The sequence below is a fragment of the Phyllobacterium sp. 628 genome (assembly GCF_014189505.1).
Taxonomy (GTDB): Bacteria; Pseudomonadota; Alphaproteobacteria; order Rhizobiales; family Rhizobiaceae; genus Phyllobacterium.
In genome coordinates, this window is sequence record NZ_CP050301.1 from 447,451 (window position 1) to 462,932 (window position 15,482).

Genomic DNA, 15,482 nt, shown 5'->3' on the forward strand with positions numbered 1-15,482 from the left:
CCTGACATGGATGACCAGGCGCTTGATCCGGGCAGTGAGCGCTATCAGAGCTTCGTTCTGGCCAACACATCGCTGCAAGCACCGCCGCATGTGCCCGAGATAAAGCTTTATCTTGCCGACGAAGCGCATGATCTCTGGCACCGCACGGAAGAGGAACTCGCGACCATCGGCCTGCCGCCGCCCTTCTGGGCGTTTGCCTGGGCCGGTGGGCAGGGTGTTGCGCGTTACATACTGGATCATTCTGAAACTGTAATGAACAAGACTGTTCTCGATTTTGCCTCCGGTTCGGGTCTTGTCGGCATCGCAGCAGCGATGGCGGGTGCCGCAAACGTTGTGTCCTGCGACATTGATCCATTTGCGCGACCGGCCATTGCGCTCAATGCCAAAGCAAACAATGTCAATGTCGATACCCTGATTGATGACTTGATCGGCAGCGATGCGGGCTGGGACATTGTCCTCGCCGGTGATGTTTTTTACGATAAGCCGCTGGCGGATCGAATCATCCCGTGGTTTACCGCTCTGACCGCACGCGGCACCACCGTAATTGTCGGCGACCCCGGACGCTCCTATTTTCCAAAGAATTTACTGGAAGAGCTTGCCGTTTACTCGGTCCCGGTCGCCCGCATTCTTGAGGATTCGGAAGTAAAACGCACCACCGTCTGGCAGTTCCGGCGCTAACCTAGCGCAATACACGGATCACTGTCTTGGATGAAAGAAACGGCAGTAACCGGTCCATATCCCGCCGGTTTAATGCAATACAGCCCTCGGTGTGCGTATAACCCGGCCGCGCCAGATGAAAGAAAATGGCGCTGCCGCCCGACCGCCGACGCGGCTTGATATTCCAGTCCATGACAATACACACATCATAGAGATCATCCTTGCGCCACATGGTCTCATGGCTGGCACCATAGGGAATACGCACCTTGCGGTTGTAATTTCGGTCATTGCCCACTTCACACCAGCCATCGTTGCGGCGCAAAGCCTGCAAACTCAGAGCCGTGGGCGCGATCACCCGTTTGTCCGGACGTTTGAACCCGTAAAGCAACCGCATGCGCGCCAAAGGCGTTGCGCCATCACCTTCACGCTTGAAAGCACTGATGCCGCCTTTCCCCAGCGCGCAGCGCAGAACCATTTGCCCGGCGATGAGCTGCCCCTGGCTCCGGTGGCCCGGCCTGCGGCGAACATCGATCATTTTCAGGGTTATACGACTCATGCTTGCCTCATAAAAAGCATTTTTGTGTCAGACTGATGCGCCGCATAAGCAATATCAAGCCGGTACTCTTTCTTTCCGGAACAATTCGACTTAAATTCCAACCACTTCTTTCCATTGGCGGGAAACCCTATGACAGCACGCACCATACTTATCGTCGATGACGATACTGACCTCCGCGCCATCCTGGTCGAGCAATTGAGCCTCTATGAAGAATTCCAGATCATTGAGGAAGACAATGCAACCAAGGGTATCCAATCCGCACGCAATGGCGTTGTTGATCTCCTGATTATGGACGTCGGCCTGCCTGATATGGATGGACGTGAGGCGATAAAGCTACTGCGCAAGGGCGGTTTCAAAGCACCCGTCATCATGTTGACCGGTCATGACACTGATTCGGATACGATCCTCGGCCTCGAATCGGGTGCCAACGACTACGTCACCAAACCCTTCCGCTTCGCTGTCCTGCTTGCCCGCATCCGCGCGCAGCTGCGCCAGCATGAACAGAGCGAGGATGCGACCTTCGTCGTTGGACCTTACACCTTCAAGCCCGGTCAGAAAATGCTGATCGACGTGAAGGGTGGCAAGATTCGGCTGACCGAAAAAGAAGTTGCCATCATCAAATATCTCTACCGCGCAGGCGGCAAAGTGATTACGCGTGATGTGCTTCTGGAAGAAGTTTGGGGTTATAATTCGGGCGTAACAACCCACACCTTGGAAACGCACGTTTACCGGTTGCGGCAAAAAATCGAGCACGATCCGTCGAATTCGACCATTCTTGTCACCGAAAGCGGGGGATACAAACTCATTCCTTGATGCCGGTTACTGCACCATGCACCTTTTGGCGCATAAGGGATGCAGTAAGGCTTTTGATTTGCGCATAACCCTGTCCAAAATGTACAGACGATTTTTGGGGTTATGCGCGGGTTCAATCTAGGTATATGTCTGTTCTTGCATGGCAATTGAAGATGATATTCGCATTCTGGAGACAGTCGGGCTGTTCGGGACGTTTACCCGCGATCAGTTGCGGCTGCTTGCCTTTGGCACAGAGCGTCTCGTCTTAAGGGAAGGCCGCGAGCTTTACCGCGAGGGTCAGTCCGCCGATTGTGCCTATGTCATCGATCGCGGAACGATCTCCTTGTTCCGTGAAGGCCAGTCGGGCCGCATTGTGCTGAAAAGCGTCGGCCCCGGTGCAGTCCTTGGCGAAATGGCCATTATTGCCCAGACCAAGCGCCTGACCAGTGCCATGGCGGACACTGAAACAGAAGTCATCCGGCTCAATCGCTCGCTGTTCCGGCGTATCCTTGAGGAATATCCGGAAATCGCTGCAGCCCTGCACACCCAGATTTCTGCAGACCTGCACGAGATGATCCAGGCGATCACCAAATACGAGCACCTGTTCAACGGAAAATAATCTTCAATCGAGATTAAAACGGGCAATAACCGGCACATGATCGGATGGCCGCTCCCAGCCACGCGCTTCGCGCAGGATGGTGATATCAGTCAGATCATCTTCCAGATCGGGTGACCCCCAGATGTGATCGAGACGGCGGCCTTTGTTGGCGGCCACCCAATCGGCTGAACGGTAGCTCCACCACGTATAAATCTTTTCGTGCGGCGGAATGTGATGGCGCATCAGATCGCTCCAGCCGCCATTTTTGCGCAAAGCTTCAAATGTTTCCGTTTCGATGGGCGTATGGCTGACGACTTTGAGCAACTGCTTGTGCGACCAGACGTCGGTTTCCAACGGAGCAATGTTCAGATCACCCACCAGCAAGGATGCATGGCCATCGCCGTAAACGGCATTCATCGCTTTCATTTCCTCGAGAAAACCGAGCTTGTGGGCAAATTTTGGATTGATTGCCGGGTCCGGTTCATCGCCTCCGGCCGGTACATAGAAATTGTGGATACGCAGGCGCTTGGAACCCGCCGTGACAATCGTGCTCAGATGCCGGCAATCGGCAATATTGCAGAAGCCAACACGCGCTGGCTCGGTGAGCGGACGGCGTGATAGCGTGGCAACGCCGTGATAGCCCTTCTGGCCGCTGATCTCGATGTGCTGGTAGCCCGCCATATGAAAGGCTTCGCGCGGAAACAGATCATCCGGGCATTTGGTTTCCTGCAGACACAGAACATCCGGCTGATAATCGCGCAGAAATTGCAGCACCAGATCAAGCCGCAGACGTACAGAGTTGATGTTCCAGGTGGCGACGGAAAAAGGCATGAGATCAGGGCTCGCGGGAGGGTGGGAGTCACCGCTAGACTAGACGATCTCGGCCATGATTGAAAATCGAAAGGGCCGCTAATCCACACGCGATTGGTGTATCTAGCAGCCCTAAAATCAGTGTTAGCGCTTCATCGCGATGCGTGTGTAGTCGATCGTGAACATGTCTTTGGCGAACTTCACATCCTTGCGCACATTGGTGATCATCACTGTCGTATCAAGGCCCTGCGCATCGGTGATCGTCCACTGGCGCAACTCGTAGGACTTTGGATCGAACATCATAGTGATGGTCGAATTGCCAAAGACCGATTTGTCGCCAAGTACGATCGTCGTCATATCAGGATCTTCCTTCACCGATTTGACCCGGTCACCGGTGAGATCAATCTGGTCGGCCAGGAGCAGCTTCAAGGGCGTCTTCGACAGCGGGTAAAGATCCCAGGTGTCCAGTTTGCGGTTGTTGATGACGACCGATTCACCATCCGAAATCACACGAATGGGTGATGGCTTGTTGTAGGTGAAACGAATCTTGCCTGGCCGCTCGATATAGAACGTGCCTTCGGTCTGTTCACCGCGTGGTCCGAACTGAACGAAATCGCCGGTCATCGTCTTGACGCTGGAGAACTGGTTGGCGATCTGTTGCGCGCCGCTGATGGCGGCTGGTGCAGCCTGCGCCAATGCCACGCCGGATGTGCTTGCAGTACCGGCCAGCAGCCCCATTCCAACTACGGAAGCCACAGCACATGTCCTGATAAAGGCGCCAATCGTGCGAAACGAAGCTTTTGTCGTTGTCATGGTGTTTAGTCTCCTGTCTTATTCTCTGGTCCAATACCATGTCAGTTTGACCTGACTATGGCCGAGAAACGGCGGGAAACCGCAACTTGTTCCTCAAATTCGTCACGCATTACCTCGAAGTGGGTTACGTAACGCGATTTCTGTTCCGTTATGTAGCCATTCATGCCCGCCGTTACAGGACGTGCGCACAAATTTGTTACGGCACAGCGTTAAAAGTCATCATCCTGTGTCGGCACGAGAATGTCGCGTTTGCCCGCATGGTTGGCCGGGCCAACAATGCCCTCCTGTTCCATCCGCTCGATGATTGACGCAGCGCGGTTATAGCCGATGCCGAGGCGGCGCTGGATGTAACTGGTCGACGCCTTCTTGTCGCGCAGCACCACGGCCACTGCCTGATCGTAGGGATCATCCGAATCTTCGAGGTTCGACGTTCCGGCGGGACCACCGCCCATATCGTCCTCATCATCCTCTTCGGTGATCGCATCAAGATATTCCGGCACGCCTTGCATCTTCAGATGGTTGACGATCTTCTCAACTTCATCGTCACCGACAAAGGGTCCGTGCACGCGCTGAATGCGGCCGCCACCGGCCATATAGAGCATGTCACCCATCCCGAGCAGCTGCTCGCCGCCCTGCTCACCCAGAATCGTGCGCGAATCGATTTTCGACGTTACCTGGAAAGAGATACGCGTCGGGAAGTTCGCCTTGATCGTACCGGTGATTACGTCCACCGACGGACGCTGCGTTGCCATGATCACATGGATACCCGCCGCTCGCGCCATCTGCGCCAGGCGCTGCACCGCACCTTCAATATCCTTACCTGCGACCATCATCAGATCGGCCATTTCGTCGATAATCACGACGATATAGGGCATGGGCTGCAGATCGAGTTCTTCGGTCTCATAGACCGCCTCGCCTGTCGCCCGGTCAAAGCCGGTCTGCACCGTCCGGGCGATTCGCTCGCCCTTCTTCTGCGCCTGCTCAACGCGCTGGTTGAAGCCATCAATGTTGCGGACACTGACCTTCGACATCTTGCGATAGCGGTCTTCCATCTCCTTGACTGTCCATTTTAGCGCCACAACGGCCTTCTTCGGATCAGTCACAACGGGCGTCAGCAGGTGCGGAATACCGTCATAGATCGACAGTTCCAGCATTTTTGGATCGATCATGATCAGGCGGCATTGTTCCGGTGTCATCCGGTAGAGCAGCGACAGGATCATCGTATTGATGGCAACGGACTTACCTGAACCGGTGGTACCAGCCACAAGCAAATGCGGCATCTTGGCAAGATCGGCAATGACAGGTTCGCCATTGATGGTTTTGCCGAGCGCCAGCGCCAGCTTGGTCTTGGTTTGTTCGAAATCCCGGCTTGCCAGCAATTCGCGCAGATAAACCATCTCGCGGGTCTGGTTGGGCAGTTCGATACCAATGGCATTGCGGCCTGGCACAACCGCAACGCGGGCCGCGATGGCACTCATTGAGCGGGCAATATCGTCCGCCAGCGTGATCACACGCGAGGATTTGATGCCGGGTGCCGGTTCAAGCTCGTACAGTGTCACAACAGGACCGGGCCGCACGTGGATAATTTCGCCGCGCACACCGAAATCTTCAAGCACACCCTCAAGCAGACGGGCATTCTGCTCCAGCGCTTCCTTGGACAGGCTTGGATTGCGCACGACATTTTTGGCTCGGCAAGGAAATGCAGCGGCGGCATTTCAAACGCATTTGATTTGATCAGCGACGCCTGTGCCTCACGCTGTATCCTGGCTCCGGCTTTTGGAGCGGGAGCAGGCATAGCGACACGAGCCTGCGCGCCAGGCACCGTTGTTGGCCGGGCGGGAGCAGCTTGCGGCGCCCAGTCGTCTACCTCATCCTCTTCGCTGAACGCAATCGGGTCGTAATCATCGGTTTCCGGACCGAAATCGTCATTGCCTATGTCAATCGACGGGGCGTTAATGCGCGGCGCCTCGTCATAAAAGCCGGGATCACGCCGTGCACCATTCTGCCGGGGGGCAGGAACGTCATCGAAGAGATTATCGTCATTATGGCGGGCAGCCATGCTGCGCGCACTGTTATAGAGGCCCGCACTGCGCCCGAAAATACGGCGGAACAGGGCCTTGATGCTCAGGAACCAATGAGTGAGTGCGCCAAGCGCCAGCCAGCTGCCGCCTTCGCTGTCCTCGTCATCTTCATCTTCGTCATCAAAATCCTCTTCCCGTGTCACCTGACGGGTCGATTTCTTCGCCACAGCCGGTTCACTGTCGCGATAGGTCAAACCGCTGGCAAAGCCGAACACCCAGAGTGTCGGCAGGGCCAGAATCGCCACAACGATCATGGCAAGGCCGCCACGCGGAAATGTGCCAGTAAAGATTGCCGGGATTTTCAAAACCATATCGCCAAAAACACCGCCAAGGCCGATTGGCATTGGCCAGCTCGCCGGAATGGTAAAACAACCGGCAATGGCTGCGGCCATCAGCGACGCGCAGAACCAGGCAATCGCCCGGCGCGGGATGCGATCAACGCCGCGGCCGGTCAGAAGCAAGCCGCCCCAGAACAGCGCAGGCATCAGCGCCACAACCATGGAAAGACCGAAAAATTGCATGCCAAGATCGGAGAAAACCGCGCCGGTATAACCCAGTGCATTGCGCACGGGGTTAGACGTCGCATGGCTGAAACTTGGATCGACAACATTCCATGTCGCGAGGCTGCCAATGGCAAACGCAACGAAGCAAAACAGCGCCAGACCCCAGACAATCTGGATCTGCCGGCGAAACAAAGTCGTCAAACCGTGCCGGTTTCCTTCAACAGCATAGGAGGCTGAATATCCTTGACGCATGAAATCTCGCCCTAAGTAAACGCACGCACGGCGGTCGTGAATAACCGCAGATTCGATTCCCACGTTACGGCGCGGAAGGTTAAGGGGGCATTAACCATGGCGGGCTGGAATGAAATTACGTTGAGGTCAAACCGGATAGCGGTCTGAAAAGCGTAGGGCCCATCTGCAAGTTGACGCTCCATGACTATTTTTGCAAAGCACCATCCGCACCCTCAAACGAAAAAGGGCCCGGAAAACCGGGCCCTTCATTCCTGTCAAAGCTGCACCATTAATTATGGTAGGCGGCTTCACCATGTGATGTGAGATCGAGACCGATGGACTCGGCTTCTGCCGTTGGACGCAGGCCAACCACAACATCGACGATCTTGAACAGAATGAACGAACCGACGCCGCTCCAGACCAGCGTGACGAGCACGGCCTTGATCTGCACGATGACCTGTGCGCCCATGGTGACTTCACCCGCATAACCGACGCCGCCAAGCGTGGTGCTTGTGAAGATACCAGTGCCGATAGCGCCGATGATGCCGCCGATACCATGCACACCGAACACATCGAGGCTGTCGTCATAGCCAAGCTTCGGCTTCACAACGGCAACCATATAGTAGCAGATGACGCTGGCGATGGCGCCGAGGAAGATCGCGCCGACCGGACCAATTGTACCAGCAGCCGGTGTAACGGCGACCAGACCGGCAACCACACCGGATGCCGCACCGAGCATTGAGGCTGTCTTGCGGGCAAGCGCTTCAATACCAACCCAGGCAATGATCGCACCGGCAGTCGCGGTGAATGTGTTGATCATGGCAAGTGTTGCTGTGCCGTTGGCTTCGAGTGCCGAACCGGCGTTGAAGCCGAACCAGCCAACCCACAGGATCGCAGCGCCGATCATCGTGAACGGCATGGAGTGTGGAGCCATCATGTCGCGTCCAAGACCTGCGCGCTTGCCAACGAGAAGAGCGCCGACCAGACCGGCAATACCGGCATTGATGTGAACGACGGTGCCGCCGGCAAAATCAAGTGCGCCCCAGCCGAAGATCAGGCCGTTAGCATCCCACACCATGTGAGCGATCGGGAAGTAAACGAATGTAACCCAAAGGATAACGAACAGGATTGTCGCCGAGAATTTGATGCGTTCCGCGAAGGCACCGATGATCAGGGCCGGCGTAATGGCAGCAAAGGTCATCTGGAAGCAGATGAAAACGTATTCGGGAATACCAACGCCCTTGGTAAAGGTCGCCGCGACTGAAGCCGGCGTTACGCCCGACAGGAACACTTTGCCGAGGCCGCCCCAATAGGGGCTGGTGCCGCCGCCAAAGGCGAAGGAATAGCCGTAGAACACCCAGATGACCATGACGACGGCGGCAATGCCGGTGCACTGCATCAGCACGGAAAGGACGTTCTTGGCGCGCACGAGACCGCCATAGAACAGGGCAAGGCCCGGAACGATCATGAACAGCACCAGCACGCTGGAAATCATCATCCATGCGGTGTCGCCCTTGTCCACTGTCGGGGCGGCGGCTGCGGCTGCATCCGCTACAGCAGGCGCAGCTTCCTGAGCAAGCGCGGCCAGCGAACCGAATGCGGTCAGCGCCAGTGACCCCAGAAGGGTACTGCGCACCGCGGATGTCAGACTGGTTGGAATTTTCATTATTTTCTCCTTAAACCCCAAATGACTCAAAGCGCATCAGTGTCAGTTTCGCCCGTACGGATACGAACAGCCTGATCAATGCTGAGAACGAAGATCTTTCCGTCACCGATCTGGCCGGTTTTGGCAGCCGCAGTGATGGCCTCAACGGCGGTGTCGACGAGTTCTGACGCCACAGCCACTTCCACTTTCAGTTTGGGAAGAAAGCTGACGGCGTATTCCGCGCCACGATAAATCTCGGTGTGTCCCTTCTGGCGGCCATAACCTTTCACCTCGGTGACGGTCAGGCCTTGAATGCCGACAGCGGTAAGTGCTTCCCGCACTTCGTCCAGCTTGAACGGCTTGATGATGGCCATCACAATTTTCATTGACTATACCCCTGCGCTAGCGCGGTACCCTTCAGGTGGAATTACCTGAACAGCAGCAACCCGCGTTGAACCCATCCCCTGAGCTTTTAAATGCCCCCGGTGACTGGTGAGGAGTATTCAAGTTCCGTGCCAGACTCGAAAGATAATACTAATTGATTGATTATAAAGAGATATTTCTAACACTTCGATGGCGTACACCACATTACCCGGCAGCATGCCTAATATTTAGGCATTTATTTGCGAGCAGCCGGTTTTCACTCGGAAGGATGCACACGAATTAGGCCTTCCTGCGCAGTCGATGCGATCAGCGTGCCATCACGGCTATAAAGCGCGCCACGATTGAAGCCGCGCGCGCCCGCAGCGCTGGGACTATCTGCCGTATAAAGCAGCCAGTCGTCGAAATTGAACGGCCTGTGAAACCACATGGCGTGATCAAGGCTGGCAACCTGCAAATCCTTGTCGAAAATCGAGCGGCCATGCGCATAGAGCGAGGTATCAAGCAGCGTCATATCGGACAGGTAAGCCAGAACTGCTGCCTGCAAGGCGCGGTCCTGCGGTACGGGGCCGGTTGTCCGTATCCAGACATTCTGCTCCGGCGGCAGCTTCTCCCGTGTGAAATAATGCGTAAGGGACAGCGGCTTCATCTCGATAGGCCGGTCCTGCTCCCAATATTTGCGCACATTGGCCGGTGCATTTTGCAGATACTGCTCTTTCAGGTCCTTGTCGCTCATCAGCTTTTCCGGCGTCAGAATATCGAGCGGTATCGGCTTTTGATGCTCCAGGCCTTTTTCCTCGATCTGGAACGAAGCTTCGAGCGAGAAAATCGCATGGCCGTGCTGGATGGCGACGACGCGCCGGGTGGTGAAGCTTGAGCCGTCACGGATGCGGTCCACCTCGTAGATAATCGGAACTTTGGGATCACCCGCGCGCATGAAATAGCTGTGCAGCGAATGCACGTGCCGCTCCGCGTCAACGGTGCGTTGTGCGGCAACAAGTGCCTGACCGATGACCTGTCCGCCAAACACCCGTTGCCAGCCAACCTGCGGGCTGCGACCTCGAAACAGGTTGTGTTCAAGCGTCTCAAGGTCGAGTATGGACAAAAGCTCTTTCATGGCATCAGACATGACGGACACAACTCCTGTTCGGACAGCGGGCACGATAGTGCCTTAATCCGCTTGCAACAGGAACAGGCAAACAAGTCAAGCGTCACATGGGCGCAACGGCACAACGGAGCCCGGAGGCAATCATGGCTGAAAGAAACCGGAAACAGGCATCCGCCAATCCCGCCACAACAGATATCGTCATTGCTGGCGCGGGTTATGTCGGTATGGCGACGGCCGTCGCACTGAAATCTTCGGCGCCGCATCTGGGCGTTACCGTGATTGACGCTGCCCCGGCTGGCGTTTGGCGCAATGATACCCGTGCCTCTGCCATTGCAGCAGCTGCCAGCCGGATGCTCGACCGGCTGGGATGCTGGGAAGCAATTCTGCCGAAAGCCCAGCCCATCAACGAGATGACTGTCACCGATTCGCGCACCTCCGATCCCGTGCGTCCCGTTTATCTTACCTTCAATGGCGAGATCGAACCGGGTGAACCTTTTGCCCATATGGTGGAAAACCGTGTGCTCAACGCGTCGCTGCGCACGAAAGCCGAAGAGATCGGCATCACCTTCTTTGAAGGCGCGCCGGTGCATGGCTTCGACAATGGGGACGCCAACCTCACTGTCCGTTATGGCGACGAGCAGCGTCTCGCCACCCGACTGCTGCTCGCCGCCGACGGTGTGAAATCGCGTTTGCGCGATATGGCTGGCATCAAGACGGTGAATTGGGAATACGGTCAGTCCGGTATTGTCTGCACGGTGGCCCATGAGCGCCCGCACAATGGCCGTGCGGAAGAGCATTTCCTCCCTGCCGGTCCTTTTGCTATCCTGCCGCTCAGCGGCAATCGTTCATCCCTTGTCTGGACCGAGCGCACCGCCGATGCCGAGCGCCTGATCAAGGAAGATGATTTTGTCTTTGAAGCGGAGCTTGAACAGCGTTTTGGCCTGAAGCTGGGCGAATTGCGGGTCGAGGGTCCGCGCAAAGCCTTTCCGCTTGGTTTGACGCTCGCCCGTGATTTTATCAAGCCGCGCTTTGCTCTGGTGGGTGACGCGGCCCATGGCATTCATCCGATTGCCGGACAGGGCCTTAACCTTGGCTTCAAGGATGCTGCGGCGATTGCCGAGACCATCGTGGATGCGGATCGACTTGGTCTCGATATCGGGTCCATCGCCGTGCTTGAGCGTTACCAGACGTGGCGCCGCTTCGACACGGTGCAGATGGGCGTGACCACCGATGTGCTGAACCGGCTGTTCTCCAACGACAATGTTCCGGTTCGCGCCCTGCGTGATTTCGGCCTTGGTCTGGTGGAGCGTATGCCGCGGCTCAAGGGATTTTTCATCCGTCAAGCCGCGGGTTTATCGACGTCTGCGCCGAAACTGCTTCAGGGTCAGCCGATCTGAAGCAGCCCTCGCCGCTTAAAGCGGACGAGGATAGGTGCGGTGAATCGCTTGAATTTCCCCAAGGATTTCAGACGTCAACACCACATCAGCCGCACCGATATCTGTCTTCAGCTGGTCCAGTGTCGTCGCACCGATAATCACCGAGGTTAGGAACGGCCGCGTCAACGTGAACGCAATCGCCATTTGTGCGATATCAAGGTCATGCTTCTTCGCCAATTCGATATAGGCACGAACGGCCGGATTGCCGTGCTCATTGTTGCGCCACAGATCCTGCAGCGCTCCACGCGTTCCCGCAGGCACCTTGCCATCGAGATATTTGCCCGTCAGCACGCCTGAAGCCAGTGATGAATAGGCAAGCAGCCCGACATCCTCATGATGGCTGAGTTCAGCCAGATCAAGATCGAATGCGCGCTGCAAAAGGCTATATTCGTTCTGCACCGAAACGACGCGCGGCAGATCACTGCGTTCCGCAAGCTTCAACCATTGTGCAATGCCCCACGTGGTTTCGTTGGAAAGCCCGATATGGCGGATTTTACCCGCCTTTACCATGTCACCAAGTCCGGCAAGGGCTTCACCGATCTGCTCGACCACTTCGCTGCGGTTCTGCTGATGCGGCGCATAATCCCAGCCATTGCCGAAATGATAATGCCCGCGCACCGGCCAATGTACCTGATAAAGATCGATATAATCTGTCTGCAGGCGCTTGAGACTGCCCTCAACTGCTTCTGCGATCGTCGTCCTGCTCAAGAGGCTGCCGCCGCGAATCCAGCTGTTACGCCCGCCGCCGGCAACTTTTGACGCCAGCACGTATTTGTCGCGCTTGCCGGTCTTCTTGAACCAGGTACCAATATAGGTTTCGGTCTTGCCGTAGGTCTCTGGTGTTGGCGGAACGGCGTAAATCTCCGCCGTATCCATAAAGTTGATACCGGATTCGAGCGCATGGTCGAGCTGCGCATGCGCGTCCGCTTCAGTGTTCTGTACACCCCAGGTCATAGTGCCGAGGCAAATTTCCGTGACGTCAATATCCGTCCGGCCAAGCTTTTTCAGTTTCACGGGGAATTTCCTGTTTTCAATTCAAGAGCGGTCGATTTCGAGGCCGAGCTTCTGCTTCAGCTTTCGGACACGCTGGCCGTATTGCGGGGAGATTTGCACGGCGGCAGCGGCCTCGCCCACCATAGCAACCAATTCCTGCTTTTCCACATCGTTTAGCTGCTGACGCAACAATGGTGACGTTTTGTTGATCACAATCATAACATCGCCGATCTGGTTCGTAGCCCATTTGGCGTAAATGACGGCTTCTTCGGCCTTGGCGGCATCACTGATATCGGCGATCACTGAACGCACAGCCTCCACATGGCTATCCGAATGCGGAACGTCTTCAGAAATAATGGCATAGATAACTGTTGCGGCGGCAAGCACCGGATCGCTGATCGCCGTCAACGGCGAATGCTCGTTTTGCTTGCGGATCTTTTGCCTGCGAAAATAGCCGCGGGCACGGCCGACACCATCCACGACATCGCTGGCCGCATCGCCCAGCATCTTGAGGCGGTACCACCAGAACAAACCGGCGCCCAGAAGTCCAATGAAGGCAAGTACAATGTGCATATTCGTTATCCCCAGCTTCACCCCAATAAAACTGCTTAATGAAAAGTCCCGCATCCGGAAAGAGCCAAATACCCGTACGGTCTCATCAATTCTGGTAAATTCCTCTGCCATCCCTATGATACGGAACTGCTGTAACGTCCTTGCGTTATCGACATGTGACAATGGCGGATACTGACAATAAAGGGAGATAAGACGATGGATAGACAAGCAACGGCAATCTGGAAAGGCGCCTTGAAGGACGGAGCCGGCACGCTGGATACGCAAAGCGGCGCACTGAAGGGCCTTCCCTATAATTTCAAGGCACGTTTCGAGGATGCGAGCGGCACTTCCGGCACCAATCCCGAAGAGCTGTTGGCAGCGGCCCATGCCGGTTGCTTTGCCATGCAGCTTTCGCATTTTCTCGCTGAAAACGGCACGCCAGCCGAGAAGCTGGATGCCAAGGCAGCCGTGAGCATCAACCCGGCGGCAGGCGGTGGTTTCGAGATCACCAAAAGCGCTATCACATTGGTCGGCAATGTACCGGGCATTGATGCCGAAACCTTTGCCAAGCTGGCCGAGCAAGCCAAGGCTTCCTGCCCGCTGTCCAAGGCGCTCGGTGCCATTCAGGTAACACTGGATGCCAAGCTGGCCTGAGCCAAAAATCCATAAACATGAAAACGGGCGCTCATGGCGCCCGTTTTGCTAACGCGATGAGAACCTTTCTACTTCTTGCCGATAAAAAGCCTGGGCACGCTCAAAGCGGCCGGACACCCGTTCAGCGGCTTTGTCATCAAGGGGCGGCAGGTTCATTTCATGATGGCCATACCGGGATTCAAGGTAAAACTTGAGCGCGGCTGGCACGTTTCCCTCGCCCATTTCGCGCGTCTCCTTCTTCTTGTCGATCAATTGAAGGATGTCGCGCTTCGCCCCATCGTCCAGCCGAAGTCCGGAAAGGCATTCCAGCAAATTCATGGGCGGTAAGTTTTGGAACTCATGTTGTTCCATCCAGTCCAGAGCCACAATCGGACGGATCAAATAAAAAAGCTTCTTCAGCTTCACCTCTGCATTCAATCGGCCAACCCGCGTCAAATGAGAGCGGGCGAGTCCCAGATAGTGGCGCGACACTTTTCGAGGCTCGACAATTTCGTCCAGCAGCGCCAGCAAGCGCTGCCGAAAGCGTGAGTCCTCCTGATACGTAATGGGAGATTTTGCCCACTCGACAACAACTGCATTGCCGCCGAGAGCCAGATGCAGTGCTTTCTTCAGATCCCAACCACCCGTATCAATGTCGCCCACGATGGGAAACTCAATGACGTCGCGCACGGCTTCAAGCCGCAGATGGTCTGCCACCGGTCTGATATAGATGAATCTGCAATCGTAGTCGCTGTCAGGCGAGGGAAACCCCCAAGCACGGCTTCCGCTTTCTATGGCAAAAGCGATCAAAACACCCGAGCGTTCGACCTCGTCGAGACGCTTGCGTATTTCAGCTACGGCATCGGCCGAAAAATCCGAAGGCAATGCTGTCATCCGCAACCATTAGACCCGGCGTTCGATCATCATCTTCTTGATTTCGGCGATCGCCTTGGCAGGGTTCAATCCCTTCGGGCAGGTCTGTGCGCAGTTCATGATTGTGTGGCAGCGGTAGAGCCGGAACGGATCTTCCAGATTGTCCAGACGTTCACCCGTTGCCTCATCGCGGCTGTCGATCAGCCAGCGATAGGCCTGCAGCAGCACAGCTGGTCCGAGATAGCGGTCGCCATTCCACCAGTAACTCGGGCAGGATGTCGAGCAGCAGGCGCACAGGATACACTCGTACAGACCATCGAGCTTGGCACGGTCGTCATGGCTCTGCAGCCATTCCTTGGCCGGTTCCGGCGACACGGTCTTGAGCCATGGCTCGATCGAACGGTGCTGGGCGTAGAAGTTAGACAGATCCGGGACCAGGTCCTTAACCACGGGAAGATGTGGCAGCGGATAGATTTTGACCGCGCCCTTGATCTCATCCATGCCCTTGGTGCAGGCGAGTGTGTTGGTCCCGTCAATGTTCATCGCGCAGGAACCGCAAATGCCTTCGCGGCAGGAGCGGCGCAGCGTCAGCGTCGGATCGATCTTGTTCTTGATCCATAAAAGGCCGTCGAGGACCATCGGCCCGCAATCGTCGAGATCAACATAATAGGTATCGATGCGCGGGTTCTCGCCATCATCCGGCGACCAGCGGTAAATCCGGTATTCGCGCAGATTGTTGGCGCCCTGCGGCCGCTCCCAGGTCTTGCCCGGGCGCATCTTTGAGTTCTTGGGAAGTGCAAGTTCAACCATAATGCTCTGA

15 protein-coding genes and 1 pseudogene are annotated in these 15,482 nt (G+C 56.1%); 5 read left to right on the plus strand and 11 right to left on the minus strand.

Annotation, left to right across the window (positions count from 1 at the left end):
- Nucleotides 1–6: 6 nt before the first annotated feature.
- Complete coding sequence (locus HB779_RS03730) at nt 7–678, plus strand: methyltransferase (protein ID WP_188344465.1); 672 nt, start codon at nt 7–9, stop codon at nt 676–678.
- 1 nt (nt 679) lies between these two features.
- On the opposite strand, the gene HB779_RS03735 is transcribed toward HB779_RS03730, so the two are convergent.
- Nucleotides 680–1,213, minus strand: a complete 534-nt coding sequence (locus tag HB779_RS03735; protein WP_188344466.1) for a L,D-transpeptidase — start codon at nt 1,211–1,213, stop codon at nt 680–682.
- A 129-nt stretch (nt 1,214–1,342) separates the two neighbouring features.
- On the opposite strand from HB779_RS03735, the gene HB779_RS03740 reads away from it, so the two are divergent.
- On the plus strand, nt 1,343–2,026 hold the full coding sequence (locus HB779_RS03740) for a response regulator transcription factor (RefSeq protein WP_188344467.1): 684 nt from the start codon (nt 1,343–1,345) through the stop codon (nt 2,024–2,026).
- A gap of 139 nt (nt 2,027–2,165) precedes the next feature.
- On the plus strand, nt 2,166–2,624 hold the full coding sequence (locus HB779_RS03745; protein WP_188344468.1) for a cyclic nucleotide-binding domain-containing protein: 459 nt from the start codon (nt 2,166–2,168) through the stop codon (nt 2,622–2,624).
- Nucleotides 2,625–2,627: 3 nt separating this feature from the next.
- On the opposite strand, the gene xth is transcribed toward HB779_RS03745, so the two are convergent.
- From xth to tesB, 6 genes and pseudogenes are all read right to left on the minus strand, one after another.
- Nucleotides 2,628–3,434, minus strand: coding sequence for an exodeoxyribonuclease III (xth, locus tag HB779_RS03750; protein WP_188344469.1), 807 nt, complete (start codon nt 3,432–3,434; stop codon nt 2,628–2,630).
- A 123-nt stretch (nt 3,435–3,557) separates the two neighbouring features.
- Nucleotides 3,558–4,226: an outer membrane lipoprotein carrier protein LolA gene (locus HB779_RS03755; RefSeq protein ID WP_188344470.1), complete on the minus strand. Its 669-nt coding sequence runs from the start codon at nt 4,224–4,226 to the stop codon at nt 3,558–3,560.
- A gap of 209 nt (nt 4,227–4,435) precedes the next feature.
- Nucleotides 4,436–6,960, minus strand: a pseudogene (locus tag HB779_RS03760) (DNA translocase FtsK 4TM domain-containing protein); the annotation flags it as partial.
- Between the two features lie 370 nt (nt 6,961–7,330).
- Nucleotides 7,331–8,707 carry an ammonium transporter gene (locus HB779_RS03765; RefSeq protein WP_188344471.1) on the minus strand — a complete coding sequence of 459 codons (1,377 nt, stop codon included), beginning with the start codon at nt 8,705–8,707 and terminating at the stop codon, nt 7,331–7,333.
- Between the two features lie 26 nt (nt 8,708–8,733).
- On the minus strand, nt 8,734–9,072 hold the full coding sequence (locus tag HB779_RS03770; protein ID WP_091879505.1) for a P-II family nitrogen regulator: 339 nt from the start codon (nt 9,070–9,072) through the stop codon (nt 8,734–8,736).
- 254 nt (nt 9,073–9,326) lie between these two features.
- Nucleotides 9,327–10,196, minus strand: a complete 870-nt coding sequence (tesB, locus tag HB779_RS03775) for an acyl-CoA thioesterase II (protein ID WP_188344472.1) — start codon at nt 10,194–10,196, stop codon at nt 9,327–9,329.
- A 122-nt stretch (nt 10,197–10,318) separates the two neighbouring features.
- On the opposite strand from tesB, the gene HB779_RS03780 reads away from it, so the two are divergent.
- Complete coding sequence (locus tag HB779_RS03780) at nt 10,319–11,572, plus strand: ubiquinone biosynthesis hydroxylase (RefSeq protein ID WP_188344473.1); 1,254 nt, start codon at nt 10,319–10,321, stop codon at nt 11,570–11,572.
- A 15-nt stretch (nt 11,573–11,587) separates the two neighbouring features.
- Here the strand turns inward: HB779_RS03780 and HB779_RS03785 are convergent, their stop codons facing one another.
- Both HB779_RS03785 and HB779_RS03790 read right to left on the minus strand, forming a co-directional pair.
- Entirely contained in the window at nt 11,588–12,625 is a 1,038-nt protein-coding gene (locus tag HB779_RS03785; protein ID WP_188344474.1) for an aldo/keto reductase, read from the minus strand.
- A gap of 21 nt (nt 12,626–12,646) precedes the next feature.
- The gene (locus HB779_RS03790; protein ID WP_244642459.1) at nt 12,647–13,339 is read right to left on the minus strand and encodes a hypothetical protein; all 693 of its coding nucleotides are present in this window, start codon (nt 13,337–13,339) and stop codon (nt 12,647–12,649) included.
- 33 nt (nt 13,340–13,372) lie between these two features.
- Between HB779_RS03790 and HB779_RS03795 the strand changes: the two genes are divergently transcribed.
- Nucleotides 13,373–13,810 (plus strand): OsmC family protein, encoded by a 438-nt coding sequence (locus tag HB779_RS03795; RefSeq protein WP_188344475.1) that lies wholly within the window; start codon nt 13,373–13,375, stop codon nt 13,808–13,810.
- 48 nt (nt 13,811–13,858) lie between these two features.
- Here HB779_RS03795 and HB779_RS03800 read toward each other — a convergent pair whose 3' ends face one another.
- Both HB779_RS03800 and HB779_RS03805 read right to left on the minus strand, forming a co-directional pair.
- Nucleotides 13,859–14,683 (minus strand): DNA polymerase beta superfamily protein, encoded by an 825-nt coding sequence (locus HB779_RS03800; protein WP_188344476.1) that lies wholly within the window; start codon nt 14,681–14,683, stop codon nt 13,859–13,861.
- A gap of 9 nt (nt 14,684–14,692) precedes the next feature.
- The gene (locus HB779_RS03805) at nt 14,693–15,472 is read right to left on the minus strand and encodes a succinate dehydrogenase iron-sulfur subunit (protein WP_188344477.1); all 780 of its coding nucleotides are present in this window, start codon (nt 15,470–15,472) and stop codon (nt 14,693–14,695) included.
- Between the last annotated feature and the right edge of the window lie 10 nt (nt 15,473–15,482).

What these genes read in the sequence shown, in the direction of transcription:
- xth (WP_188344469.1), bottom strand. Translation starts at nt 3,434, where the DNA reads ATGCCTTTTTCCGTCGCCACCTGGAACATCAACTCTGTACGTCTGCGG.
- HB779_RS03800 (WP_188344476.1), bottom strand. Translation starts at nt 14,683, where the DNA reads ATGACAGCATTGCCTTCGGATTTTTCGGCCGATGCCGTAGCTGAAATA.
- tesB (WP_188344472.1), bottom strand. Translation starts at nt 10,196, where the DNA reads ATGTCTGATGCCATGAAAGAGCTTTTGTCCATACTCGACCTTGAGACG.
- HB779_RS03735 (WP_188344466.1), bottom strand. Translation starts at nt 1,213, where the DNA reads ATGAGTCGTATAACCCTGAAAATGATCGATGTTCGCCGCAGGCCGGGC.
- HB779_RS03755 (WP_188344470.1), bottom strand. Translation starts at nt 4,226, where the DNA reads ATGACAACGACAAAAGCTTCGTTTCGCACGATTGGCGCCTTTATCAGG.
- HB779_RS03770 (WP_091879505.1), bottom strand. Translation starts at nt 9,072, where the DNA reads ATGAAAATTGTGATGGCCATCATCAAGCCGTTCAAGCTGGACGAAGTG.
- HB779_RS03765 (WP_188344471.1), bottom strand. Translation starts at nt 8,707, where the DNA reads ATGAAAATTCCAACCAGTCTGACATCCGCGGTGCGCAGTACCCTTCTG.
- HB779_RS03740 (WP_188344467.1), top strand. Translation starts at nt 1,343, where the DNA reads ATGACAGCACGCACCATACTTATCGTCGATGACGATACTGACCTCCGC.
- HB779_RS03730 (WP_188344465.1), top strand. Translation starts at nt 7, where the DNA reads ATGGATGACCAGGCGCTTGATCCGGGCAGTGAGCGCTATCAGAGCTTC.
- HB779_RS03805 (WP_188344477.1), bottom strand. Translation starts at nt 15,472, where the DNA reads ATGGTTGAACTTGCACTTCCCAAGAACTCAAAGATGCGCCCGGGCAAG.
- HB779_RS03745 (WP_188344468.1), top strand. Translation starts at nt 2,166, where the DNA reads ATGGCAATTGAAGATGATATTCGCATTCTGGAGACAGTCGGGCTGTTC.
- HB779_RS03780 (WP_188344473.1), top strand. Translation starts at nt 10,319, where the DNA reads ATGGCTGAAAGAAACCGGAAACAGGCATCCGCCAATCCCGCCACAACA.
- HB779_RS03795 (WP_188344475.1), top strand. Translation starts at nt 13,373, where the DNA reads ATGGATAGACAAGCAACGGCAATCTGGAAAGGCGCCTTGAAGGACGGA.